Origin of the sequence: Anaeromicropila herbilytica (genome assembly GCF_016591975.1) — a bacterium.
In the GTDB taxonomy this organism is placed as follows: Bacteria; Bacillota; Clostridia; order Lachnospirales; family Lachnospiraceae; genus Anaeromicropila; species Anaeromicropila herbilytica.
On the sequence record NZ_AP024169.1, the window covers coordinates 4978740 to 5003699 of the forward strand.

Consider the following 24960-nt stretch of genomic DNA (forward strand, 5'->3'; position numbering starts at 1 on the left):
ATTGTGCTAGTTTCTAATTAAATCGTACTACCTATAATACTTTGTTTATTATTTCAATGCAGCAAGTACATTAGTAACAAATTTATCAAGTTTTTCTTGCATATTGCTTTCTGTGATTGATCCATCAGCTAAACCTTGACCAAATGCTTCTGCTGGTGTCCAGAAGTTACCTGATTGAGGAATTGATGTTTGTAATGTAGCTACTTGTGAAGCATCAGTTACTGCTTGAACAGTTGCATTTGCTGATAATGTTGCAGTATCACTTGCTAATTCAATGTTAGTAGGAGCTGCATTATGTTTTTCGAAACGAACTTTTTGTGCATCTTTGCTTGTTAAGAATTCAGCTAAAGCCATTGATTCTGCTGGAGCTTTTGTTTGTGCATTAACACCATATAATTTAAAGTTAGCCATACCACTTAATGGGTATTCATTACCATCTTCTAATTTAATTGTAGGTAATTTAGCAACACCGTAGTTTTCTCCTAATGCTTTTTTAACTGCATCTGCATTCCATGAACCAGTAATTGTTGCTCCTAATTTCTTTTCTTTAAATGCTGTTTGTAATTTACCATCATCATGATTTGCTACTTTTTTGTTTTTTACTAAGTTTAATAAATATTTACCAACCATTAATCCTTGTGCATTGTTAAAATCACATTGTGTTGCATCTGTTCCATCAGGTCCAAATAATTGACATCCTGCTGCAAAGAAGAATGATGATAAATACCAACCATTATCACTATCAAATGAGAAGTTTGTAATTCCATCTCCTAAATCTTTATTAACCATTGTATCAATACTCTTAACTTCGTCTTCAGTATATTTACTCTTATCATACATTAAGAAATAAGTTTCTGCTGATGATGGATAAGCATACATTTCTCCATCTACAGTACATGCTTTAATTGAGCTTTCTGAGTTAGCAGCTACAATAGCATCTTTATTTAATGTTACACGATATAGAGCACCTGCATCTTTTAACGCACCAAGTTGGTCAGATGAGAAAGTAAATACATCTGCTGCTTTTGATAAATCTCTTAATGCGTTATCTTTAGCATCTGCTTCACTTACAACTCCAAATTCAAAAGTAAATTTTGCTTCTGGATGTTTTGCTTGGAATTCATTACATAATTCTTTTAATGTAGCTTGTTGTTCTTGTGGTCCCCAAACTTTAAGTGATGCATCTTTTAATGCTGGAGCCTTAGTTTCTTTTGCTTCTGTGCTATCTGTCTTAGTTTCTTCTGTCTTTTTGTCACTTGAAGAACCTGTTTCTTTCGTATCTTTGCTTTTTCCACATGCTGTTAGTAATGAGAATACCATTACCATTACCATTAATAAAGCAAACAATTTTTTAGTTTTTTTCATATCCTTCTACCTCTTTCTTTTATTTTTTTGATTAGGCATAACGCAAATCTCTTCCCCTTAGTATATCATCATAATAATATACCGATTTGCACCTAACCCTATTTTAATATGTTAAACTAATTGTTTCGATGTTTTGAATCCTACATCACCTACATCTACTCCAGCTAGTCACACATAAAATATTCCTTTAATTAACCTTCCAGATATCCTCTGCGTATTCTCTAATTGTTCTATCACTTGAGAATGTACCTGCATTTGCCATGTTAATAAAACATTTTCTTCTAAATTCATAAGTATTTGAATAATCTTTATTTACTCTAAGCTTTGCATCAATATATGGGATTAAATCTTCTAATAAATAGTAATGATCAGCTTTATGCCAACTTGCACCTTCAATTAATGAAGTGTAAAGTTCTTTGAACATTCCTGTTCCTTCATCATCAAAAGTTCCATCAATTAATGTATCAACAACTCTCTTGATTCTATCATTACTTTCATATATTTTCTTTGGATTATAAGTTTCTTTTATTTTTTCAATGTCTTCAACTCTTGCACCAAAGATATAGTTATTCTCTTCTCCTGCTTGTTCTACGATTTCAACATTTGCTCCATCGAAAGTTCCAAGTGTTACTGCACCATTTAACATAAATTTCATGTTACCAGTTCCAGATGCTTCTGTTCCAGCCGTTGATATCTGTTCGGATACATCTGCTGCAGGCATAATCTTTTCTGCATAAGAAACATTATAATTAGATATAAATACAACTTTTAACTTATCATTTACTTCATCATCGTTATCAATCATCTTAGCAATCTCATTAATGAATTTAATAATACCCTTTGCTCTAAAATATCCAGGAGCTGCTTTCGCACCAAAGATAAATGCTGTCTTATTAAATTCTTTAATTCTTCCCTCTTTTAGACCAAAGTAAATATCTAAGATTGAGAATGCATTAAGAAGTTGTCTCTTATATTCATGTAGTCTCTTAACTTGAATATCAAAGATAAATTCAGGATTAATATCAATACCGTCTTTTTCTTTTATATAATCAGCAAGTTGTTTCTTTTTAATGATCTTAATACTATCAAATTGTTTTAACACTTCTTTATCATCTTGATATTTAAGAAGTTCTTTTAATTTATCAAGGTTTGTAATCCATGAATTACCAATCATATCAGTAATAAAACCTGATAATTCCATATTTGCTAATGCAAGCCATCTTCTTTGAGTAATACCATTTGTCTTATTATTAAAACGTTCTGGATAGATTTCATACCATTCATGAAGTGCATCATTTTTTAATATCTCTGTATGAATCTTTGCAACACCATTTGTTGAGTGGCTTGCATAGATTGCTAATCTTGCCATATGTATTAGGTTATTATCAATAATATTGTATTGAATCATTTCTTTTTTATCGATTCCAAGTGCAGTTAATTCTTTCACTAATTGTCTTTGGATCATGACTACATATTTATATACGTTAGGAATAACTGCTTTGAATAGATTTACATTCCATTTTTCAAGAGCTTCTGACATAACCGTATGATTTGTATAAGCAAAGGTTTCTCTTGCAATCCTTAAAGCTTTCGCAAAGGACATTCCTTCTTCTTCGATAAAGATACGAATCAATTCTGGAATTGATACTACTGGATGCGTATCATTTAATTGAATTGCATATTGAGATGAGAAATGGCTAAAATCAGTTCCGTAGGTTTTCTTATATCTCTTAACAATATCTTGTAGCGAAGCACTTGAGAAGAAATATTGTTGCTTTAATCTTAACTTCTTACCTGCATCTGTATCATCATTAGGATAAAGAACATTTGTTATTGCTTCTGCATCATTCTTTTCTTTTACTGCTTTATCATACTTTTGATCATTGAATAATTTAAAATTAAAAGTTTCTAAAGGTTCTGACTGCCAAAGTCTTAATGTATTGATTTTTGTTGCTCCGTAACCAATAACTGGAGTATCGTAAGGAACTGCATATACAGATTGATTCTTAAAGTCTATTCTTACTCTTTCTTCTTCTTTACGAACAGACCATGGATCTCCAGCTTTTTGCCAATCATCAGCTGTTTCCATTTGGAATCCATTTTCAAAATACTGTTCAAATAGTCCATAACGGTAACGAATACCATATCCATTCAATGTAACATTTACTGTTGCAGCTGAATCAAGGAAACAAGCTGCTAATCTTCCTAATCCACCATTACCAAGAGCTGCATCCTCAATATCCTCAAAGATTCTAATATCTAATCCATTTTCACTTGCTAGCTCTGAAAATTGATTAAATAATCCTAGGTTAAGTAAATTATTATATACTAATCTACCAATTAGGAATTCAGCTGATAAATAACATACTTTCTTACCTTTTTCATCTAGGCTCCAGTCTTGTTTAATTGTCTTTCTTGCAGCCTTTGATACTGCATTATATAGCTCAATTTTAGATGCTTCTTTGATTGTTTTACCATAATCTAATTCTAGAATGGTATATACATTGTTCTTAAAATTATTATTGTAATTTGACATATTCATCTCCATTCTGCTGGAACATCTCGTACTTAAGCGAATACTTAACTTCGCTCTAGCGTCCTGCTTATATAATTATATATAACTTAGTTTACAAGTTTCTAATCTAACAATATGTATTTTAATGAGTAAATCTAACGGCCATATATCATTGCCAGTCTCTTTAGATATTCTTCATGTTCTTTCTCTAATTGGCCTTCTAGAACTCTCCATCTCCAATTCTGTCCTACTGTGGAAGGTAAATTCATTCTTGCACTATTATCTAATTTAAGAATATCCTGTGCTTGGAAGATTACAACTCCTGCAACACTTGCATATGCTGTCTTGATGATTGCATCTACTAGCTCTTTTTTGCTTTTAATTGCTAAATATTCTAAAGCATATTTCATTTCCTTCTTATTCTTATTCTGATAGAAACCAACTAATGTTTCATTATCATGTGTTCCACCATACACAACCATATTACTTGTGTAGTTGTGTGGTAAATGTTCATTCAAAGGATCTGAATCAAAAGCAAACTCTATAATCTTCATTCCAGGATAACCAGCACTATTAAGCACTTTTCTAACCTCTGGAACTACTACTCCTAAATCTTCTGCAATAATTTTTTTATCACCAATGGAGGCATCAATTACATCTGTTAGCTTCTTACCTGGTCCCATTCTCCATTTACCTTCAATGGCTGTCTGACACTCAACAGGAATGCTATAATATCTTACAACACCAATAAAATGATCAATTCGAATTACATCATATAATTTGGCGGAATGCTTCATTCGTTCTCTCCACCATAGGAAATCATGGTCCTCCATGTGTTCCCAGTGATATAGTGGATTCCCCCAACGTTGCCCATCGTCTGAAAATGCATCTGGTGGCACTCCTGCAACATTGATTGGATTCTTTCTCTCATCTAGTTCGAATAAATCTCCATTCACCCATACATCTGAACTATCAAGTGAAACATAGAGTGGAATATCACCTATAATTTGAATTTCCTTACTATTAGCATATTTTTTTAATGGTTCTATAATAAATGTTGGGGTGTGTTAAAAACACACTTCCAACATTTTTGTTTTTATATTAAAATACATCTATATAAAGCCTCTTCACATGCCAACCGACCAAAGCTAACATTTTAAAGGAGGTATTTTATATAGATGCAATCTAATTGTAACAAAAATCTTTTAAATTTAGAAGGTGTAAAATTAAAAAGTGTGCAACACACTTTAGATGGAATTATTATCAAGATTGAAACCAATCCCAAACCTCAAATTTGTCCTTGTTGTGGAGCTGGAACATCTAAAATACACGATTATCGTTGGCAGAAAATTAAAGACTTACCTTTTCAGTTGTCCAATGCTTATTTATTGTTAAGAAAACGAAGATATGTATGTTCTTGTGGTAAACGTTTTTACGAGAAATATAGTTTTATAGCTAAATATCAGCAACGTACAACACGACTATCCTTCAAAATTGTTGAATTGCTTCGTTCAACCAACAGTATTAAATATGTTGCTTCCCAAACTAATGTCTCAATGAATACAGTAATACGTATTCTTGATACACTCTCGTATGATAAACCACATATTCCTCAATGCATTTCAATTGATGAATTTAAAGGGAATGCTGGTGATTCCAAATATCAATGTATTCTGGTGGATGCAAAGAAAAAATGTATTCTTGATATTTTACCGGATCGTACTCAGTCCCATCTTATTGAGTATTTTAAATCTTGCAGTCGTGATGAAAGATATCGTGTTAAATTTTTTATTTCTGATATGTGGCAACCTTATATAGATCTTGCCAAAACATTCTTTCCTAATGCCACAATCATCGTAGATAAATATCACTACATTCGTCAGGTTTCCTGGGCAATTGAAAGTGTTCGTAAACGTTTACAAGCATCCATGACACCAACTCTTAGAAAGTACTATAAGCGAAGTAGAAAACTTATACTGACTCGATATTCTAAATTAAAAGATGACAACAAAAAAGCCTGTGATTTAATGCTACAATACAGTGATGATTTACGACTAGCTCACAGGTTAAAAGAATGGTTCTATGAAATATGTCAGAGTAATAGCTATACATATCAAAGAACTGAATTTTGGGAGTGGGTAAAAAGTGCTGAAAGCTCTGGATTACACGAATTTGAAGCATGTGCAAAAACATATAGACGCTGGTCTGAGTATATACTTAATGCCTTTAAGTATGGATATACAAATGGACCTACGGAAGGATTCAATAATAAAATCAAAGTACTAAAAAGAAGTTCTTATGGTGTACGTAATTTCGAAAGATTTCGTACACGTATCATTCACAGTTCTATGTAAAAAAATGGTCGGTTTTCAAGAGGCTTATTTGTCATGCAAAAAAACATCTATTATAGAACCTAGTCATAAAAATAGCTCTATTGTCAGTGTTAGTGCGGGTGCAACGCACCTCACACCCCAACACTTGACAAAGAGCCTTTTTAATTGATACCATTGTTTATAAAATAGGTATTGAAGGAATTTAAAAAAATCAATTTCCTCTTTCAATAAACTCTGATATTCTACAATTGCACTTTCTTCTCGGTAACGAATTTCCTCTTCCCATTGAAGCCATTCTTTATTATCAAAGTGAAATTTAAGCGCCATATAAAAAGAATAATCTTCTAACCAATAGGAGTTCTCATTACAAAACTCACTATATTCATTTTCTATTTGATATTTGCTTCTCTTAAAAGCAATCTTAAGAACTTCAAATCTACTATTAAATAATGCTTCATAGTCTATGTATTGCTTATGTGTTCCCCATTCGTAGTTGTTAACTTCTTCTTTTTCTAAAAGCTTATCCTCAATTAAAATATCTAAATCGATAAAATAAGGATTTCCCGCAAATGCTGAAAAAGACTGATATGGACTATCTCCAAAACTAGTTGGTCCAACAGGCAATACCTGCCAGTACTTTTGTCCTGCTCTTTCAAGAAAATCAACAAATTGGTACGCTTTCTTACCCAGTGTACCTATACCATATGGAGAAGGTAGACTACTAATTGGAAGTAAAATTCCTGCACCTCTTTTTAATTGCAAGTGATTTTTAGTTTTCATAACTTGCCACCTCTCTATATATTTTCGAGAACTTTCGAAATGTTATAGATAGAATAGCATTTTATTTGTAATTTGTCAACAGGTTTTTCCATCTAATTAGTTAATTTTTATAGAATCTTATTTTTTATAGTTTGCATTTTGTTTAATTTACATAATACACGGTTTATCTGCATTTTTATCTTATTCTTTTTTATATCAATTACGAGTTATAGAATGTTATTTCTTTCATTACTTTATGATTAGCGTCTAATAAATAGTATCTTAAATATTATTGAAACAAAAATGATCCTATAAAAACTACCCAATTACCTATTTCTAAAGTCTAAAAATACTGTAAATAGATGCTGTAAATATGTATAAATTTTCATATATAACTTTTCTCATCTTGCAAAAGATTCTTAAGAGGTTTATACTTTATACTTAGAAAAGTATTATAGGAGGGCTATTTTGGCTACGATAAAAGACATTGCAAATAAGCTTGGCATTGCCGTGAGTACAGTTTCAAAAGGGTTGAATGGCGCTAGCGATATCAGTGATGAAATGAGACAACTTGTACTGGATACTGCCGTTGAGATGGGTTATGCCAGTAAGAAAATGAGAACTAAAGGTACAAGAAAAGTATGTATTTTAATAGAAAATATGGACTATGAAAATATTGATCAGTTTGGTTACGAGATTATCGTAGGATTCAAACTATCCGCTGCCAGAAGACATTGGGATGTCTCTGTAATTCCAACCAATCTTAATATGCAAACTGAGGAAAAATATGATACCTATATGCTTAAGAACGGATTTAGTGGTGCCTTCTTACTTGGTTTTGCTCTTCATGATGACTGGGTAAAGCAATTATCTAAGACAAGCGTACCAACTGTATTATTAGATAATCACATTGAAGCAAACTATCATGTTGGAAGTGTTGCAACAGACAGTTTCGAAGGAATTGGACTTGCAGTGAGCCACTTGGTAGATTTGGGTCATAAGAATATCGCGATGTTGAACGGTTCTAAGAACTCCCTTGTTTCTCAACAACGTCAACAGGCCTTTATTCAAAGTATGAAGATATGTGGTCTAGAACCAAATGAAAAATTAATGGAATATGGCTATTACGTTCCAGACTGTGCAAAATATCACGTTCCTACATTTCTAGAAAATGGAGCTACTGCAATAATCTGTGCCAGTGACTTAATTGCATCCGGTGTAATATCTGAATTAACCAAAAATGGTATACGTGTTCCAGAAGACGTTAGCGTAATTGGATTTGATGATCTTCCTATTGCTAGTCACCTTTCTCCAGCACTTACTACGATTCGCCAGGACCGAATCGACCTAGGTAAAAGTGCATTCTTACTACTTGACGGTCTTGTTCATGACGTTACAATCAGTAAAATGTTACTACGTGCGAAATTTATTCAAAGAGCATCTACTGGAGAATGTAAGAATAAAAATTAGATTACATTCTACAAAGTATCTATCATCCATGTGTTGGACTAGTTCATACACATTATAGAAATGAATAAATAAAACTCCTTATAGGATAATAATCTATACCCTATAAGGAGTTTATTTTTATGACTTCTTTTTATGCTTTAAACCCTCTAGAACCTTCTTGTATATCAAAGAAAGACTCATTTAGAGTTCCTTTTCCATATGTTAATCCAGCATATATTTTTTGTGAATTCTGCATAATTGGACCAGAAGTATCTTCTTTGGCAACTCCTTCAAATCCAACCCTTAAGGAACTCATTACTTTTTTTACAGTCGATAATGTTTCTATCTCTCTTTTTATGATTGCTGTAATAATTTTTTTATTGGCATAAATATATAATTGAACCAAATCTAATGCCATTACATACTTGTAATCTAATGTTCCCATCAATTCATTTAAAAATTTTTGTGCGTGCTTTAGGTCATGTTCAAACGTATCTATATCCCCATCGTTATATGCTTTTTCTGCAGTTTCAAGGTCCTCTAGAATAACATCATACATTACTAAGACAAGGTCACTTCGTGAACCCTGTGTTACTCTTGCTGTATAGATTTGTAAAGATTCTTTATTCACATTTACTCCTATCCACGTGCATTCACACGTACGTAAAACCAGACTTCTTGCTTTAATTATCGTATAAATTTAACTACTATATATAATATTTATTCGCAATAAATCAACTATTAACCTTGTAATAACTATTAACCTTGTAATAGGGTTAATATTGTCTGTGGTCTTTGATTTGCCTGAGTAAGAACAGATGTACCAGCTTGAGATAATACTTGCATTTGTGTATATTCTGCCATTTCTTCAGCCATATCTGTATCTTCAATACGTGATAATGCTTCTGTTAAGTTTTCGCTTGTTGTATCTAAGTTTGTAATTGCATGATCAAGACGGTTCTGATAAGCACCTAACTTGGAACGAACATCCGATACCTTTGCTAATGCTGCATCTAAATCTGATAAAGCCTTGGATGCACTATCCCCTGTCATCAGATTAATATCATCAATACCTAATGTCTTAGGTGATACTTCTGGAATTGTAATATCCATGGTTTGATCTTCATTTGCTCCTACCTGAAGAGTTAATTGACCGATATCAAGAACGGTATAGGTAATTGTTGATGGTGTTGAACCTGATGAATTTGCAGCACCATTATAAGCTTCTACTTCCATCTCAAATCCTTCTCGGTCTGTTACCTTAATAACATTACCACTTGTAGTTAATGTGGCAGTGGTGTCAAATCCTCCTACCATAGTTGCTTTTACATCTGAACCAGTATCACTTACATGTGTAGAAGCTGTGAAACCAAGTTTACTAGCTAATGTAGCACTATCAAAATTGACATCAATTTTTTGATCAGAACCATAAAAATCTGTTTCAAATTTAAATTGTTTTGCATTAGCATAAGTAGTCTCAACTCCAGAAGTATCCAAAGCAGTAAAATTAATATTTAACATGTCACAAGTATTTCTTACTTGATCATATACAGAAGCATAAGTATCTGTAGAATTTACTTCCACATCAAATCCATTAATAGTGATCTTTCCTGAAACTCCAATAGGATTATTTAAATTTGGTGATGTAGCTAAAGTAGTATCACTCTGTTTGCTTGCTTTTGTTGCATCAAGTGCGATACTTATTTTATAATCCTTAGCCGCAACTTCATCTGATACGGATACTATTTTAGAAGTGTTAGAATTAGAGAATGATCTTCTATCCAAATCACCATTTAATATATTCTTTGTATTAAATTCAGTGGTATCTGAGATTCTTTGAATCTCTTTATTTAATTGATCAACCTCTTTTTGCATTGCAGAACGATCACTAGTTGTATTAGTATCATTTGCCGCTTGTACTGATAATTCTCTCATTCTTTGCATCATTGATTGAACTTCTTGAAGCGCACCTTCCGCCGTTTGAACAACAGAGATACCATCTGCTGCGTTTCTAGAAGCTTGATCTAATGCATTAATTTGAACTTGCATCTTTCTTGATATTGCCATTCCTGCTGCATCGTCTGCAGCACGATTTAATTTATATCCTGATGATAATCGTTCTATGCTTGTTGTTAATCGCTTTTCTGTCTTTCCTAATTGTGTATTTGCTTTTAAAGCGGATATATTATGATTAATTCTCATATTTGCGTCACCTTTCTCTACTCGTCTTAAGTTATCAATTACTCTGCTAGATTTTTCACTTCTAGAACAAATGCTTTCGCTACTTGATATAATTGTCTCGTGGTTGCTTTGCCTTCTTCGCTATTACCTATTTCCTCAGTTCTATTTCTATTCTGATCTGTATTTTTAATGTAACTTGAACTTATTTGATTCGAAGTTCCATAATCTAATTGTTTTACTTCTATACCAGCCTGTGATATTTGATCTGCAAAGTTTTCTCTTAGATTGCTTAAATTATCCAGAGTATCTTTATTATCGCTTAGGATTAACCCCTTTAATTCACCAGACTTCACTGTGAAAGTTGCTTCTACTAATCCTAAATTTTTAGAGTCTACTTTTACAGATACCTTTCCTGCTTCCTCATTTTGTTTTACAACAGTAAGATTAATATTAGTCACTTCGCCATTTACTTCTATTGGAATCTGATAGTATTCTTTGTTGCTTAACTCTTTAACAAAACTCATACTATTACTTAATGCCTTTAGATCTGCTATATTCTTAGAGGTAATTGTTGTATTCTCTAGCTCTTTTTTAATAATATTTGATAAATTCTGATCAATCTTATCATATTGTGAAGTCATAGTTTCTCTATCATCAAGAGCATCTATTAATCCTTCCATCTCATCTAGAAGGTCCTGACTACTTTCATCTTCTGAAGAATTTGCTTTTTCTATTACCTTCTTGAAATAAGTATTATCCTGAATAAATTCCTTGGAAGCTGAGATATATTCTAATGTTGTCGGAATCTGATATTCATTTAATAAGGAGATGGCATCTTTGCTATCCTTCGATAATGCTTGAAGTATTTGTGCTTGTTCTGCATTATACTCCTCATTTACCTTTTCATCATCTTTCGAGACTTGTAGTTTTTCTTTTAAGTTTTCTAAGGATATATCCATGAGATCATTATTTTCCGATATATCCGCTATTTTTGATGGTGTCAGCTCATTTAATATACTTTCTGTTAGATTTCTCTGATATTTTTCTTCAGCTGATATCGAAGAATCATTGAATGTACTGCTTAACTGAGATGTAATTGTATCTGACCTGAATGTTATAGATTCCAATGCTCCAAAGGAATCATCCACTTTTTTATCCACACCGTTCGATTTTAAAGTTCGAACTGCAGTTAGTAGATTATTGAGTGTCATTTCCTGATTTGCATTTAACACGGATCCAATGGCAGCTCCATCTGATTTTTCTATATTATTAAGCAAACGATATACGCCAATGTATGTCTTTCTTTCACTTTCGGTAATCCCTTGTTTCTTTTCTAACTTCCATAGATATTCACTATATTTTTCTTCCTCGGTTGCACCGAGTTCTTCGCTCACTTGGTCCGTTAGTGCATTTAGCGTGTCAAGTGGAGTATCAAGTGGATTAATTCCATCTTTAATTAGATTTACAGTAACTGCAGGTTTCAGATTATCTATTAAAGTATTTACTTTAAGGTCATATTCTTTTACCTTCGAGATGTTATCCTCATTAATATCCATGCTATTATATCCTAAGATCTTAACTGCTCTTTGATTCGCCTCAGTCTTAGGAATCTTTAGATCTTCTAATATATCATCTACATTACGAAATGCCTTTTGAATGGAATCACCAAGATCTTTTCTAGGACTTGTCATAAGCGTATCATAAGTCTGATTTGCTTTATCAAGCTTAGATTTTAGGTTAGTTCCTTCTGTATGTAATCCGTCTAACGTGATGTTATCTCTACTAGATAATGTACTACCAAGAATATAACTTGGCATGTTTCTTAAAGCACTTATCTTACTTGTAGTATCTTTTAATAAGTTTATATTCTCTGTGCTGTCTAACGTATTTGACTCTTGTAAAAGTGATTTATAATAATTCGATTCTATTTCTTTTAAACCATCCACAACCTTTTGTAGGTTCTCGGTATCTATTTGGATACCTTTACTTGCAAGCTTTTGTCCAGCTTCTACTGTAAGCTTTAATCGAATCTCTTCTAATTGTCTTTTCGCTGTTACTGCTTTGATGTCAATATCCGTCTGATACTCTGCGTTAGTATTTATTTTTGATGAATCAATAACAGAATCTTGTCCCGTACTATTATTCAGTTCTTGTGTAGCATTCATTAAGTTCTGAATGGTAATGTCTTGACTTGAATTAGCAACTTTGATAATGGCAGCATCGCTAATCTTTCCAATATTATCAATGACGTTCTTCACCAACTGAATACTTGTATTATCTAAAGATGCATCCGTACTATTAATTCCCTTTGACATTGCATCCACAATATAGTTCGCTAATTTCTCATCTGTCATATTTTCTTTGATATTATTTAGATTATCAAGTCTTTCAAAGGAATCCTTAGTCAAAGGAAGATTATTATCGAAGAGCCATTTTGCATTCTTCATGCTCTCTTCATTTACTTCAATTCCTGCTTCCTTCATAATATCTTCTGCCTGTTTTTTTACTGATTCAAAATTTACATTTGGTGTAGCTTGATTTACAGAAGAAGTACTGTATCCTGCTTTATATATATTCTGAATCGTAGGTTCTAGCTCGTGTTCAATAAGATATGCCTGTGATTTTTCTGACATGGAATATACCGATTGTCCCAGTTCAAATGCTTTTGTAAATCGTTTGATATTCTCATCTGTTACTGGTAGGTTGGAGTCCTCCAATTTTTGTTCCACATCATCACTACTCGCTGAACCTGCTTTATTCTTATATCCTATTTTTTCAACGTCTTTTTTATCTTCTTTCGTATCTTCGACTTGAGTCTTAACACTCTCTTCTTTTACCTGTCTTTGTTCCTTAATTCGATCAAGAGCTCGATCTAATTGTGTTAGATTATACGCTTTAAGATATTTACCTTCTTTAATCAGCTCATCATAATCCTTACTTGTCATACGATTAGCCGCACCAAGTAACTGCTCTTCTTTATCTTCTACTCCACAATTTTTTTCTAATGCCGCTTGATACTCACCAAATGCCTTCTTGAAGGTTTCAACATTCGTCCAAGTTGCTTTTCCACTTGTATTCGATGTATTGTTTCCAACTTCCTTTAGTACAATACTCTGATTCGATACATCCATGATCTTAAACTTTCGTATTTCGCCTTCCGTGGCATTTAGTACTGTTGATTTAGAGACGTTAACCTCTCTTCCACTAAAGCTGATGGAAATCTGATCTGAAACCTTAGTAATTACGCCTTCGACTACATCACCTTTTTGAAAATCAGAACTTGATGAAGTATCTTTTTGTGTTGAAAGGGAGACATCTTCCTTGCTATTTGCATAAATACTAGTTATGTTCATTGATTTCACTCTCACTTTTTTATTAATTTTTTCAGTTATCTTGTATTTCGGCTTAATTTGTTAAAAGCTTTACCTGTTATATCTGTTTTTTTGAGTATTCTGAAGTATTACTCTCATATATTACAAAAAGGTTCCAAGTTTTGATGCTTGGAACCTTTTCTCCTACAGCCTTGTTTATTTTAAAATAGTAACTGCTTATCCTATTTATTGCACTATACTAAGTAGACCCTAGCTAAGAGGATTTATTAATTTATATTTAAATAAAAAAGAAAAACTAACCAATAATGCACTCTTCGTACACGTTTCAGTTAGTTTTTCTTTTTTGCTTGTCGCGTTCCCCAACGTTTCACAATTCCTCAAGTCTCTTCTCCGTTCAAGACCTGAATAAAGGATACCACTATTTGTGTATTTTGTCAATATATCAGGGTGAGTTTTTTAATTTTTTGTTTACTTTTTTAGCAGTTTCACTATTAATATTTTTCTATATTGTAATTTTCTACATATTTCCTATCAATTCATGCATTTTGTTCAAGCTCTTCGCTTATCCATAGGATTCTTCCACTATTTTTCTCTAATGTGAGCTCAACCATATTATTTTCAGCGATTACTTCTTCCTGTTCTATAAGATCAATAATTTTATTAGCCTTTATAGGAAGTTTTAATGTCATTTTTGTATTGTTATCGTCATTATTCACTGCTACAATAATAGCACTGTGCTGTAATAATCTCGCATATGCATATTGCCTGTTGGTCAGTACTACTTCCATATAGATACCATATGCTAACTCATCATAATTCAATCGAATCTGTGCCAACTTCTGAATCCAGTGAATTAATCTCTCATGTTCTGGATGATAGATAATCTCCTCCTTATTTAATTCTCTATTCATCACTCTTGAGCAATAATTCTCTAGTTTTATTTCTGGTCTAAGAGAATCGTCGGAGTCTTTTTCTTTCTTGCCCTCGATTAACCATTCAGATCCATAATAAACAGAAGGAATACCTGGTAGTGTATATACTAGAATCATAATTGGATAAATATGTTCAATTTGCTTTAACTTATTATGAATTCTCTCAACATCATGATTATCAAGAAACGTATATAGTAAATGCTCCTTACACAACCCGCCCTTTGGATCAAATAATCTTTTTACTGTGTGTGCAATCTCAAAGTAGTTATGATCATTATGCCCAGAATATAGTCCTTTATGAAGTTCATAATTAGTTACCGAATGTAGCATGTTATCATTTACCCATCTACTATAGTCCCCATGAATTACTTCACCCATTAACCAGAACTCTTCTTTCAGTGAATTGCATACACTTCTCAATTCTTTCATAAAGTTAAAATCAAGGACATCTGCACAATCTAATCGAATTCCATCAATATCGAACTCATCAATCCAAAACTTAACCACTTCAAATAGATAGTCTCTTACTTCTTTATTCTGTAGATTAAACTGAACTAGATCATAATGTCCTCTCCATCCTTCATATGAAAAACCATCGTGGTAGGGCGAATCCCCTCCTAAATTAATACCTTTATACCAGTTTAGATACTTAGACTGTTCTCTCCTCTCTTTAATATCTAAAAATGCAAAAAATTCTCGCCCTGTGTGATTGAATACCCCATCAACAACTACTTTTATATTATTCTCATGACAATGCCTTACGTAATCCATAAAATTCTCGTTCGTTCCAAGTCTTGCATCCACTAACTTATAATCTGTAGTGTCATATCCATGTAAAATGGATTCAAAAAGAGGCCCAATATAAAGAGCATTACATCCAATATTCTTAATATGTGGAATCCATTGTTCTAATATGGTGAATTGATTGTTAGTGCTTTCCTCATTTTTCTTAGGAATCACACCACATAAACCAAATGGATATATATGATAAAAGTTTGCTTTTTCATACCAATAACTCATACTCTATTCCTTCTTTCTACAATCTAACTAGGCGTTTACAATACTATTTACTCCATTGATTAAAATACAATCTATCTATTGTTAAATTAATCATTTCATATCATATCGTTCTCAAACATGTATTCATTTTACTTTTCCAGTAATTATTTGTCAATCCTGAACAATTTGCTCACTATCTACTTATCCTTAATAATCCCTGATCAAGCAACTCTATTTATAGAAAAAGCATTTATAGTAATTGCTATCCATGCAATTCCCATAAATGCTTTTATCTATCTAAATTATATTAATAGTCAAGTATAGTATATTCTGTTCCAGTTAAACATTGCTCATAAGAAATGATTTAATTCTTTATTCGAAAGAAAAGAAACAAGACTAAAATGAATAATATTCCATTCATAAGTAATCCAATGTTATTCACCTTTTCAAATTTATAGCTTGACTTCATTAGTGTAGCAATCCATATCAATAATAGACCTAATAGTAAATAGATCAAATGCGTATTTCTGCTATAGAAGCATTCTAAATTAGATAGAACAATCAGAATACTTCCTACAATTTCTATAATATTAGTACTTTGAAAAATCGTTTCTCTTCTCTTATTTATGTTCGTTATTACTGACATAATAGTCATACTCGCATAGGTAAGTGTTATAAGAACAAAAACAATTTTATTCATACTTCTTTTCGTTCGCCTCCACTAATTTACCACTCATGAATTAACACTAATTCTCACTTTACTATTATTTCTTATCCTTCAATTCTTTTATTTGATTGATATGATTTAGTATATAAAGGTAAGATTCTGATTTCGACTCTACATTATAGATTAGTTCTTCTAGGTTCTCTGTTTCTTCTTTAGAAAGTGCTACTATACTAGATATATTCTCTGCGATACTATTTATACTCTTTGATTGAGAAGTTTTTACTTTTTCTATTTGATGATTTACTTCTTGTTCTGCTTGTGTAATACTATCAAAACTACTTGTTGATTTATTCATTGTATCCGCAGCATTTTGTACAATTTCTTTTCCTTGGTTAGAATGGCTTCTTACGGAATCAAGAATCTGGCTCATATCTCCTAGAAGACGAATAATATCTGCTGCACTTCTCTCAGTTGTATCAGATAATGATTTAATCTCACCTGCGACAACCGCAAAACCTTTTCCAGACTCACCAGCTCTGGCTGCTTCAATTGAAGCATTTAGGGATAGTAAATTAGTTTGTGATGCAATATCTGTAATAGCATTTGCAAATTGATTAATCTCTTTATATTTCTCTTCTACAGAGTTAAATACATCTACAAGATTATCAAACACAGAGAATACTTCATTCATCTGATTTGCGGATTCATTTACAATTCTTCTAGAATCACTAATTCTACTTTGAGATGTCTCAATACTTTTCTCAATACCATGAATGATCGTTTCAGTATCATTACTTAAATTATAAATATGTTTCTCAATATCATGAATCTTATGGTTCGTCTGGTTTAAAGCCTCTGTGGTCTGTTTAAATCCATATGTTATTTTACCCTCTTCTTTTAATATCTTATTGATATTTTTCTCTAACTCGACTGCAAGAATATACGCATATTCATAACGATCCATCTCTTTTGGTTTTTCTAGATTGAGCTCAGATTGAGAATGAACATTCTCATTAAACTCCTCTGATTTTCTATTTCTTTTCTTAAATATATTCTTCAACATAATACCCTCTCTCTACTCTATTGCTAATAACACCATTGTCTGGTTTAAATGCTTCTTATATATCTGCTCCCCGTAACTAATGAATCCTGATTGATTCTTACATACTTGTAAAAGCTTACTGTCTAATTTCCCCCATGAATGTTCCTCTTTAAACTTCAAACTTCTTAAGATACAGTGCACGGAGAAAATGAAAGTCGGTTTAAATTCGAGCATATTGATTGTATTATGAAAGCAATTATCTAGGTCTGCTGGCTCTAATACGTCAACAAATGTATTCGGTAGAATCTGCGAATAAAATGTAATAGACTTATCTGGGTTTACTTTCATAGGAGAAGCAATATATGTATTCTGTTTAATCACACGTCCAAGTGGGTGATTGCTGAAGGAATCTGCAAGTTTTTCTTCTCTAATTCCAATTAACTGGGCATACTTTGTTGCTGCTGGCACGTTGTCAAATTTATATACAGTACGACTCAAAGGATCTGCCTCTGTCACTAACAATTTCTTTTCTGTGGTTTTATAGATATTTTCCTTCACTAATTGTGTTCGGCTCTTACAATCGAAGAATATTGCTACAGAATCCACTTTTTTCTTACCTATATAGATTAATGTTTCTTTGAATTGCAAATAGTCTCCTGAACTACCACCTACTATTTTAAAATCATCCTTTATAAAAAAGAATGTTGATATAATGCTTTCTTCATGAGCTGCTAAACCATTACATAGCAATAACATAAATGCATTCTTATTATCTTTTACCTTATCATATGCTTTTCTTAACTCATTAATATTACGAATGGATGGATTCTCGAGTTCAACAATGCTAGCTACACCCCTATCATAAGTGAACCCAGTGATTACTTCTTCCTTATATCCTTCTTTGGTGAACTCCCCTGCTGTAGAACATAAAACCACATTCTCTCCAGCATATTGACTTAAATCTCTTACTATTTGATCCGATGCAAACAGTAATATTCCTTTACTGTGATTGGATGCAATAAAATTCTTGCTTTCCTCAAGAGATTTAAAATATAGTGCTTCAAACATAATACATACCCCCTCTTTTTTCTACATATATTTATGTCATTCTATTTATATTGACATTTTTTTGATATCATTATAATTTATATTATATTTTTTGTCTATCGTAATTGATTTATATTTCTCATATACAACTTATTAATCTTCAAAATAAAACAATCCAAAATAAACGAAAAAGTAACTCTTCCATTTATTTTGGATTCTATTTTTAAATTTTTATATTATTAAAATTTCTTTATCGTTTCATGATATACTTCTTCTAAATTTACTAATTTAACTACATTTTTAATAGCCCCCATCTGTCGCGATTAGCGACATACAAATCAGGGGTGTGAAACGTTTTATTTCACACAAGTCTACAAAGATAGACATCGACGAATATTTACTGTACATCCTTTGTATTTACCTCTATTTCAGCATAGTCTCCAAGCGCATGAAAGGTAGGTAATATAACTGTAGTCTTATTTTCTTTCTTAATAAGAAAAACTTCCGGTAGAATAATCTTCCCATTCTTTTCTTTAAAGTTTATATTTCTAAACATTTGATTATAATCTTTACTTGATATGCTTAAAAGATATTCTTTTTGAGCTTGCTTTAACTCATCACTTTCTGCAATTACCGTAAATTTACCTTCTTGAATTGCTTTCGTTAATTTTTTTATATCAATATTATTTGAATCATCTATTCGTTTTGCTTTTGATAAATCAATATTACTTATCGCATAAAAAACGGTTGGATGTGCTGCTGTTTTATTATTATAGATTCCTTTATATATCACAATTAATTGATTACTTTCTTCAACATAAGAATAGTTAACGTCCATCATAACTGTAACGTTTTCATCGTTTAGATCATAAGGAGATAGTACTGCCTTTGAATCTTCTAGTAATAAAGTGTTGATTTTCTTACCTTTTTTCTGATCTTTTATTCCATCTACTTTTACTGTTTTACCAGTTCCCTTCTGATTTTGATATTCTTTTATATTAAATGAAAGGCTTTGTTTGGCTTCGATATTTTTATACCCAAGGAATAATGCACCCATACTAATTACTAAGCAAATTATAATATATAATTTTTTCATATTATAAAATCTCCCTTTTGTCGTTTTATAGTATAAAACAAGCTACTTATCGGATAAATTATTACAAGCAGAACTGATTTTGATATAAAGCATTGGATTACCAATGTGATAGAAAATTATTCAGATAATTTGTAGATTATAATTTCAATAATTCTTTCATAACTGTGTGGTTATAAGGAGTGTGTACTTTACATAAAATCAGTTCTAAAATTACACTTTAATTATAAATAGTTTTTATTTTTTATTATCTACTTTTTTCTTACAAATTATTAAAGTTTTATAACGTTTTGCTTTTTCATATATTATTCTATGAGTGGCCCGACAAATAACCTGTTTCAAAATCTAGCCTAGCAATTTGCACAAAACAGAAAAAGCTAGGACAGATCTGTATGAGCAAGGCGAGTTATCTGTCCTAGCATATGTTTTACATGAAAGCTCCCCTCTATCGCCTATGGCGATGTAACAATCAAGGGGTGTGAAAATTTTCTTTTTTCACACTATGATCTGAGAACTAGATCTTCTTATACATATTCAATGAAGCATGAGTTTTTCTGTTTTGTGCAAATTGCCTAGACAACCTCCCAAACAGGTCATTTGTCGGGCAACTCATTCTATTATATCGTTATATGGTACTTCCCTATATATGAAAAAGTTGACACCTACTTTTTAAGCGAATATAATCAAACTACTATATTATGAACTAATTAAGTTGCTTAAAAGAAAAGAGGCGAGCATAATGCCACAAAATGAATTTTTAAATAAAATAGAACCTTCTGATCTCTCCTCAAAAGAAGTTGCTAAGAAACGACTGGACAGTATTGCAAAACCCTTACATAGTCTTGGTTTGTTAGAGGATGCACTCATTCAAATAGCTGGAATACAAAAGACTCATAAAATATCAATAAATAAGAAAGCACTTGTCATATTGTGCGCAGATAATGGTGTTGTAGAAGAAAAGGTGACACAAACAGGTAGTGAAGTTACTGCCATTGTTGCTGCTAACTTTCTTACATCAACTTCTTGTGCTTGTATCATGGCCAAACAATCCAATACGGATATTTACCCAATTGATATGGGAATGTTAACAGATGTATATCCTAAGGATACTCCTTTAAACCAATGGAAAAAAATAGCCTATGGAACCAAAAACATGGCAAAGTACCCCGCTATGACGAAAGAGGAAGCAATTCAAGCAATTAAAGCTGGAATTGAAATTGTTCGTGAACTAAAAGAAATGGGATATGAGATTATTGCAACTGGTGAAATGGGGATTGGTAATACAACGACAAGTAGTGCAATCACTTCTGTTTTATTAGATGTTCCCGTTGAAAATGTAACAGGCAGAGGTGCTGGATTATCGGATGATGGGCTTATCCGAAAACAAACTGTGATTAAGCAAGCAATTGCTCTTCATAAACCGAATTCCAATGACCCAATTGACATCTTATCAAAAATTGGTGGTTTCGATATTGCTGGGCTAACAGGTGTTTTCCTTGGAGGCGCTATTTATCATATACCAATTGTAATGGATGGTATAATCTCTTCTGTCTCTGCCTTGCTCGCTGTCCGCCTTTCTCCTGATGTTAAAGATTATTTACTTCCTTCCCACGTATCGAAGGAACCTGCTGCGAAGATGCTTTTAAATGCTCTAGATGTAAAACCATTTTTAAGCTGTGAAATGTGTCTAGGTGAAGGGACTGGAGCTGTTGCCTTATTCCCTCTACTTGATATGGCTTTGTCTGTTTATAATGAAATGAGCACCTTTCAAGATATTGAGCTTGAGGAGTACAAACCTTTGTAGAGTCAGAATATAAACAAACTTGGAGGATCAATATTTATGTTTACCTTAATCACAGGTGGAAGTGGTAGTGGCAAATCGGAATATGCCGAAATGGTTGCTACCTCCTACCAAACGGAAAATAGAATCTATATTGCTACCATGTTTCCTTTTGATGAAGAATGTAATCAGAAGATACTTCGTCATAAAAAAATGAGAGAAGCAAAGAATTTCCATACCATTGAATGCTATACCGGTCTTAGAAATCTTATTCTTCCTTCAAATAGTACTGTATTGCTAGATTGCCTCTCTAACCTTGTAGCCAATGAACGTTACCAGGAAAATGGATCAAAAAATCAATTAGTGGAAGAAATTATACAAGGAGTTAAAACAATACGAAAGAATACTACGCATCTAGTAATTGTTACAAATGAGGTATTCTCCGATGGTATCGAATATGACGGGGAAACCATTCAATATTTGCATGACCTTGGTGAAGTTAACTGTGCTTTAGCCAAGCTTGCTGATGAAGTAATTGAAATTGTATACACCATACCTATTTTTCATAAAAGCTCATTTTTTATTTCACACTAAACACACTATGGAGAGATTTAACCCTCTCCTCCTAAATTGACTTATAGAATAAAGGAGTTAGTTTCTATGCTACCTAACGGTTTTAAAATTGCATTTTCTATGTACTCTAAGATCCCAATGCCTAAAACAGATTGGACGAAAGAAAATATGCGCTATGCCATGTGCTTTTTTCCACTTATTGGTATTGTAATTGGAGCGTGCTTGTATCTCTTCTGGAATATATCCCTTTGCCTTCACCTTACCACTTCCCTTTTTGCAGCAATTATGACATTACTTCCACTAATCATTAGTGGTGGTATTCACTTTGATGGATACCTGGATACAATTGATGCTAAGAATTCTTTTCAATCGAAGGAGAAAAAATTAGAGATCTTAAAGGACCCACATACGGGAGCTTTTGCTATCATTGGAGGCATTGGATATATTCTTCTTACCTTTGGCCTTTTTAGTGAACTATATCACACCAAATATATGTGTCTTGTAATGATATGTTATATTATGTCCCGTGCATTTAGCGGTCTATCTGTGGTTACCTTTAAAACTGCTAAGAATAGCGGATTACTTAAAACCTTTTCCGATCAATCGCAAAAAACACGAGTTCGTAATACAATGTATGTTTACTTATTTTTATGCTCCTTCCTTCTCTTATACCTCCATCTTATCCTTGGATTCTTTTGTCTCTTAATTGGGCTCCTTGTTTTTTTATATTATAAAAGAATGTCCTTCAATGAGTTTGGCGGAACAACCGGAGATCTTGCTGGTTTCTTCTTACAGATTTTTGAGTTATCCATGTTATTAACTATTGTATTTTATGAAAAGGTGGTGCACTAATGGAATTAATTATAGGCGGAGCATATCAAGGGAAATTAGATTATCTATTAAGTCTAACTGGCTATTCAAAAGATAAGGTTCTTGATGTTTCTAATATTGAACTTCCTATAGATGCAAATCTATTACTGAAAGAACTTGCTGACAGACCAATTCTTTATCAGTTTCATTTACTAATCAAAAGGTTATTAGAACAAGACTTAGACCCTTACCCTCTACTAGATCAATTAATCCATCAACAAAGCGAAGGTAAAGAACTATTTATAATTTGTAATGAAATTGGTAATGGCATTGTTCCTATGCTCCCTTCTGATCGATACTATCGCGAAACACTTGGCAGAATATTGTGTGAACTGGCAAAAGAGTCAAAGAGAGTTCACCGCGTAATACTAGGAATTGGTACAATAATTAAGGAAGATTAAAGGAGGACTGCTATGCTTACCATTCATCTTATACGACACGGTAAAACTTATGGAAATACGCTATACCGTTACATTGGAAGTACCGACGAGCCTCTTTGTGAAGAAGGCATTTCTCAGTTAAAGAATAATCCCTATCCACCATGCGAAGCTTTATATATTAGTCCTATGCTTCGCTGTAGACAAACTGCTGCACTCATCTATCCTCTTCTTATTCCTATGATTGTTGAAGATTTGAGAGAATGTGACTTTGGAGACTTTGAAAATAAAAATTACGAAGAATTAAAGGATAATAAAGATTATAGCGACTGGGTTCTTAGTAATGCTGTCCTTCCATTTCCTAATGGAGAATCAAAAGAGATTTTTACAAAAAGAACACTATTGGGATTCGGTGAAGTGATAAATGATGCAATCAGGCACCACTATAAGACCATATCACTTGTAGTTCATGGTGGTACTATAATGTCAGTGCTCTGGTCCTATGCCACAATCCCCAAAGATTACTACGATTGGAGTGTGAAAAATGGAGAGGGCTTTGTCACCAAACTTTTAGAATCTTCTTATCACAACGGAGTCCTGCAACTACAGGTTTTAGATACTATAACGAAAGGCTAACTATCATGAAATTAACGTTACTATCTATATGCATAGGTTTTGTTCTTGATTTAATCCTAGGTGACCCACACTTTTTTCCACATCCCATACGATTGATTGGTTCTATGATAACAAGACTTGAAATCTTACTAAGGAAGCATGCTAAAACAAATCATACAGAGTATATTGCTGGTGGGATACTCGTTATTCTTGTACTCTTAATCTCTACCGGTCTTCCACTCATTCTACTAATAGTAGCTAATGGGGTTCATCCTTTTTTACGAGTAGGTATAGAAGCAATATTTTGTTATCAACTACTTGCAACGAAGTCATTAAAAGTAGAAAGTATGAAAGTGTATACATCATTAAAAAATCATAATCTAGAAGAAGCTAGATACCATGTATCTATGATTGTAGGCAGAGACACCAAAAATCTAACGGATATTGGAATCTCAAAAGCTGCTATTGAAACTGTTGCAGAGAACACATCTGATGGTAGTATTGCACCTCTAATCTATCTTTTTATCGGTGGTGCTCCCCTAGGCTTTTTCTATAAAGCGGTAAATACTATGGATTCTATGATTGGTTATAAGAACGATAAGTACTTATACTTTGGAAGAATTGCTGCCAAATTGGATGATATTCTAAATTATATTCCCGCAAGAATATCTGCTTATGTTATGATTCTTGCTTCCTTTTTCTTACGGTATGACGTGAAAAATGCCTATCGTATCTATAAAAGAGACCGCTATAACCATGCCAGTCCGAATTCAGCACATACTGAGTCTGTATGCGCTGGTGCTCTAAGAATACAACTTGCAGGAAATGCATATTACTTCGGAAAATTATACGAAAAACCTTACATAGGCGATAATTTAAGGGAGATAGTTTATGAAGATATTAAGAATGCAAACAAATTACTTTACAAAACTGCTCTCCTTAGTTTTCTATTCCTATTTGCAATACGGCTTTTTATCATTTTATTGTTTGATGCAATTGCTTTATAAATTACGTTATATACCATCCTCTCA

At 32.6% G+C, this 24960-nt stretch carries 20 protein-coding genes; 8 read left to right on the forward strand and 12 right to left on the reverse strand.

The annotated features are described in order from the left end of the window. Window positions 1-48: 48 nt before the first annotated feature. The 3 genes from bsdtb5_RS21235 to malQ all read right to left on the reverse strand — a co-directional run bounded on the left by bsdtb5_RS21235 (window position 49) and on the right by malQ (window position 4932). Window positions 49-1365, reverse strand: coding sequence for an extracellular solute-binding protein (locus bsdtb5_RS21235; RefSeq protein ID WP_271713943.1), 1317 nt, complete (start codon window positions 1363-1365; stop codon window positions 49-51). Window positions 1366-1552: 187 nt separating this feature from the next. After that, entirely contained in the window at window positions 1553-3901 is a 2349-nt protein-coding gene (locus tag bsdtb5_RS21240) for a glycogen/starch/alpha-glucan phosphorylase (RefSeq protein WP_271713944.1), read from the reverse strand. Window positions 3902-4035: 134 nt separating this feature from the next. Beyond that, window positions 4036-4932: a 4-alpha-glucanotransferase gene (gene malQ / locus bsdtb5_RS21245; protein WP_330612016.1), complete on the reverse strand. Its 897-nt coding sequence runs from the start codon at window positions 4930-4932 to the stop codon at window positions 4036-4038. 126 nt (window positions 4933-5058) lie between these two features. Between malQ and bsdtb5_RS21250 the strand changes: the two genes are divergently transcribed. Continuing rightward, a complete protein-coding gene (locus bsdtb5_RS21250; protein WP_271712080.1) occupies window positions 5059-6234 on the forward strand; it encodes an ISL3 family transposase in 1176 nt (391 codons plus the stop codon). Window positions 6235-6297: 63 nt separating this feature from the next. Here bsdtb5_RS21250 and bsdtb5_RS21255 read toward each other — a convergent pair whose 3' ends face one another. Continuing rightward, window positions 6298-6993: a 4-alpha-glucanotransferase gene (locus tag bsdtb5_RS21255; RefSeq protein ID WP_271713945.1), complete on the reverse strand. Its 696-nt coding sequence runs from the start codon at window positions 6991-6993 to the stop codon at window positions 6298-6300. A 447-nt stretch (window positions 6994-7440) separates the two neighbouring features. On the opposite strand from bsdtb5_RS21255, the gene bsdtb5_RS21260 reads away from it, so the two are divergent. After that, the gene (locus bsdtb5_RS21260) at window positions 7441-8442 is read left to right on the forward strand and encodes a LacI family DNA-binding transcriptional regulator (protein WP_271713946.1); all 1002 of its coding nucleotides are present in this window, start codon (window positions 7441-7443) and stop codon (window positions 8440-8442) included. A gap of 130 nt (window positions 8443-8572) precedes the next feature. Here bsdtb5_RS21260 and bsdtb5_RS21265 read toward each other — a convergent pair whose 3' ends face one another. The 8 genes from bsdtb5_RS21265 to bsdtb5_RS21300 all read right to left on the reverse strand — a co-directional run bounded on the left by bsdtb5_RS21265 (window position 8573) and on the right by bsdtb5_RS21300 (window position 19717). Then, window positions 8573-9052, reverse strand: coding sequence for a flagellar export chaperone FliS (locus tag bsdtb5_RS21265; RefSeq protein ID WP_271713947.1), 480 nt, complete (start codon window positions 9050-9052; stop codon window positions 8573-8575). 128 nt (window positions 9053-9180) lie between these two features. Continuing rightward, window positions 9181-10623 carry a flagellin N-terminal helical domain-containing protein gene (locus bsdtb5_RS21270; protein WP_271713948.1) on the reverse strand — a complete coding sequence of 481 codons (1443 nt, stop codon included), beginning with the start codon at window positions 10621-10623 and terminating at the stop codon, window positions 9181-9183. A gap of 38 nt (window positions 10624-10661) precedes the next feature. Then, entirely contained in the window at window positions 10662-13955 is a 3294-nt protein-coding gene (locus tag bsdtb5_RS21275) for a DUF6240 domain-containing protein (RefSeq protein ID WP_271713949.1), read from the reverse strand. A 515-nt stretch (window positions 13956-14470) separates the two neighbouring features. After that, complete coding sequence (locus bsdtb5_RS21280) at window positions 14471-15886, reverse strand: alpha-amylase family glycosyl hydrolase (protein WP_271713950.1); 1416 nt, start codon at window positions 15884-15886, stop codon at window positions 14471-14473. 343 nt (window positions 15887-16229) lie between these two features. Next, complete coding sequence (locus bsdtb5_RS21285) at window positions 16230-16565, reverse strand: hypothetical protein (RefSeq protein WP_271713951.1); 336 nt, start codon at window positions 16563-16565, stop codon at window positions 16230-16232. 64 nt (window positions 16566-16629) lie between these two features. Further along, entirely contained in the window at window positions 16630-17595 is a 966-nt protein-coding gene (locus bsdtb5_RS21290) for a methyl-accepting chemotaxis protein (RefSeq protein WP_271713952.1), read from the reverse strand. A 12-nt stretch (window positions 17596-17607) separates the two neighbouring features. Beyond that, entirely contained in the window at window positions 17608-18642 is a 1035-nt protein-coding gene (locus bsdtb5_RS21295; protein WP_271713953.1) for an FIST signal transduction protein, read from the reverse strand. Window positions 18643-19018: 376 nt separating this feature from the next. Further along, window positions 19019-19717, reverse strand: coding sequence for a hypothetical protein (locus bsdtb5_RS21300; RefSeq protein WP_271713954.1), 699 nt, complete (start codon window positions 19715-19717; stop codon window positions 19019-19021). A gap of 736 nt (window positions 19718-20453) precedes the next feature. Here bsdtb5_RS21300 and cobT point away from each other — a divergent pair. From cobT to cbiB, 6 genes are all read left to right on the forward strand, one after another. Continuing rightward, complete coding sequence (cobT, locus tag bsdtb5_RS21305) at window positions 20454-21518, forward strand: nicotinate-nucleotide--dimethylbenzimidazole phosphoribosyltransferase (RefSeq protein ID WP_271713955.1); 1065 nt, start codon at window positions 20454-20456, stop codon at window positions 21516-21518. Window positions 21519-21554: 36 nt separating this feature from the next. After that, window positions 21555-22088 (forward strand): bifunctional adenosylcobinamide kinase/adenosylcobinamide-phosphate guanylyltransferase, encoded by a 534-nt coding sequence (locus bsdtb5_RS21310; RefSeq protein WP_271713956.1) that lies wholly within the window; start codon window positions 21555-21557, stop codon window positions 22086-22088. A 66-nt stretch (window positions 22089-22154) separates the two neighbouring features. Beyond that, window positions 22155-22919, forward strand: coding sequence for an adenosylcobinamide-GDP ribazoletransferase (locus bsdtb5_RS21315; protein WP_271713957.1), 765 nt, complete (start codon window positions 22155-22157; stop codon window positions 22917-22919). Then, the gene (locus tag bsdtb5_RS21320; RefSeq protein ID WP_271713958.1) at window positions 22919-23338 is read left to right on the forward strand and encodes a bifunctional adenosylcobinamide kinase/adenosylcobinamide-phosphate guanylyltransferase; all 420 of its coding nucleotides are present in this window, start codon (window positions 22919-22921) and stop codon (window positions 23336-23338) included. The genes bsdtb5_RS21315 and bsdtb5_RS21320 overlap by 1 nt, the downstream gene beginning before the upstream one ends. 12 nt (window positions 23339-23350) lie before the next feature. After that, complete coding sequence (locus bsdtb5_RS21325) at window positions 23351-23950, forward strand: histidine phosphatase family protein (protein WP_271713959.1); 600 nt, start codon at window positions 23351-23353, stop codon at window positions 23948-23950. Window positions 23951-23955: 5 nt separating this feature from the next. Further along, window positions 23956-24936, forward strand: coding sequence for an adenosylcobinamide-phosphate synthase CbiB (gene cbiB / locus bsdtb5_RS21330; protein ID WP_271713960.1), 981 nt, complete (start codon window positions 23956-23958; stop codon window positions 24934-24936). Window positions 24937-24960 lie beyond the last annotated feature (24 nt).

What these genes read in the sequence shown, in the direction of transcription:
- bsdtb5_RS21250 (WP_271712080.1), top strand. Translation starts at nt 5,059, where the DNA reads ATGCAATCTAATTGTAACAAAAATCTTTTAAATTTAGAAGGTGTAAAA.
- bsdtb5_RS21255 (WP_271713945.1), bottom strand. Translation starts at nt 6,993, where the DNA reads ATGAAAACTAAAAATCACTTGCAATTAAAAAGAGGTGCAGGAATTTTA.
- bsdtb5_RS21325 (WP_271713959.1), top strand. Translation starts at nt 23,351, where the DNA reads ATGCTTACCATTCATCTTATACGACACGGTAAAACTTATGGAAATACG.
- bsdtb5_RS21320 (WP_271713958.1), top strand. Translation starts at nt 22,919, where the DNA reads ATGGAATTAATTATAGGCGGAGCATATCAAGGGAAATTAGATTATCTA.
- bsdtb5_RS21285 (WP_271713951.1), bottom strand. Translation starts at nt 16,565, where the DNA reads ATGAATAAAATTGTTTTTGTTCTTATAACACTTACCTATGCGAGTATG.
- bsdtb5_RS21240 (WP_271713944.1), bottom strand. Translation starts at nt 3,901, where the DNA reads ATGTCAAATTACAATAATAATTTTAAGAACAATGTATATACCATTCTA.
- bsdtb5_RS21275 (WP_271713949.1), bottom strand. Translation starts at nt 13,955, where the DNA reads ATGAACATAACTAGTATTTATGCAAATAGCAAGGAAGATGTCTCCCTT.
- bsdtb5_RS21280 (WP_271713950.1), bottom strand. Translation starts at nt 15,886, where the DNA reads ATGAGTTATTGGTATGAAAAAGCAAACTTTTATCATATATATCCATTT.
- bsdtb5_RS21300 (WP_271713954.1), bottom strand. Translation starts at nt 19,717, where the DNA reads ATGAAAAAATTATATATTATAATTTGCTTAGTAATTAGTATGGGTGCA.
- cbiB (WP_271713960.1), top strand. Translation starts at nt 23,956, where the DNA reads ATGAAATTAACGTTACTATCTATATGCATAGGTTTTGTTCTTGATTTA.
- bsdtb5_RS21270 (WP_271713948.1), bottom strand. Translation starts at nt 10,623, where the DNA reads ATGAGAATTAATCATAATATATCCGCTTTAAAAGCAAATACACAATTA.
- cobT (WP_271713955.1), top strand. Translation starts at nt 20,454, where the DNA reads ATGCCACAAAATGAATTTTTAAATAAAATAGAACCTTCTGATCTCTCC.
- bsdtb5_RS21295 (WP_271713953.1), bottom strand. Translation starts at nt 18,642, where the DNA reads ATGTTTGAAGCACTATATTTTAAATCTCTTGAGGAAAGCAAGAATTTT.
- bsdtb5_RS21310 (WP_271713956.1), top strand. Translation starts at nt 21,555, where the DNA reads ATGTTTACCTTAATCACAGGTGGAAGTGGTAGTGGCAAATCGGAATAT.
- bsdtb5_RS21290 (WP_271713952.1), bottom strand. Translation starts at nt 17,595, where the DNA reads ATGTTGAAGAATATATTTAAGAAAAGAAATAGAAAATCAGAGGAGTTT.
- bsdtb5_RS21315 (WP_271713957.1), top strand. Translation starts at nt 22,155, where the DNA reads ATGCTACCTAACGGTTTTAAAATTGCATTTTCTATGTACTCTAAGATC.
- bsdtb5_RS21235 (WP_271713943.1), bottom strand. Translation starts at nt 1,365, where the DNA reads ATGAAAAAAACTAAAAAATTGTTTGCTTTATTAATGGTAATGGTAATG.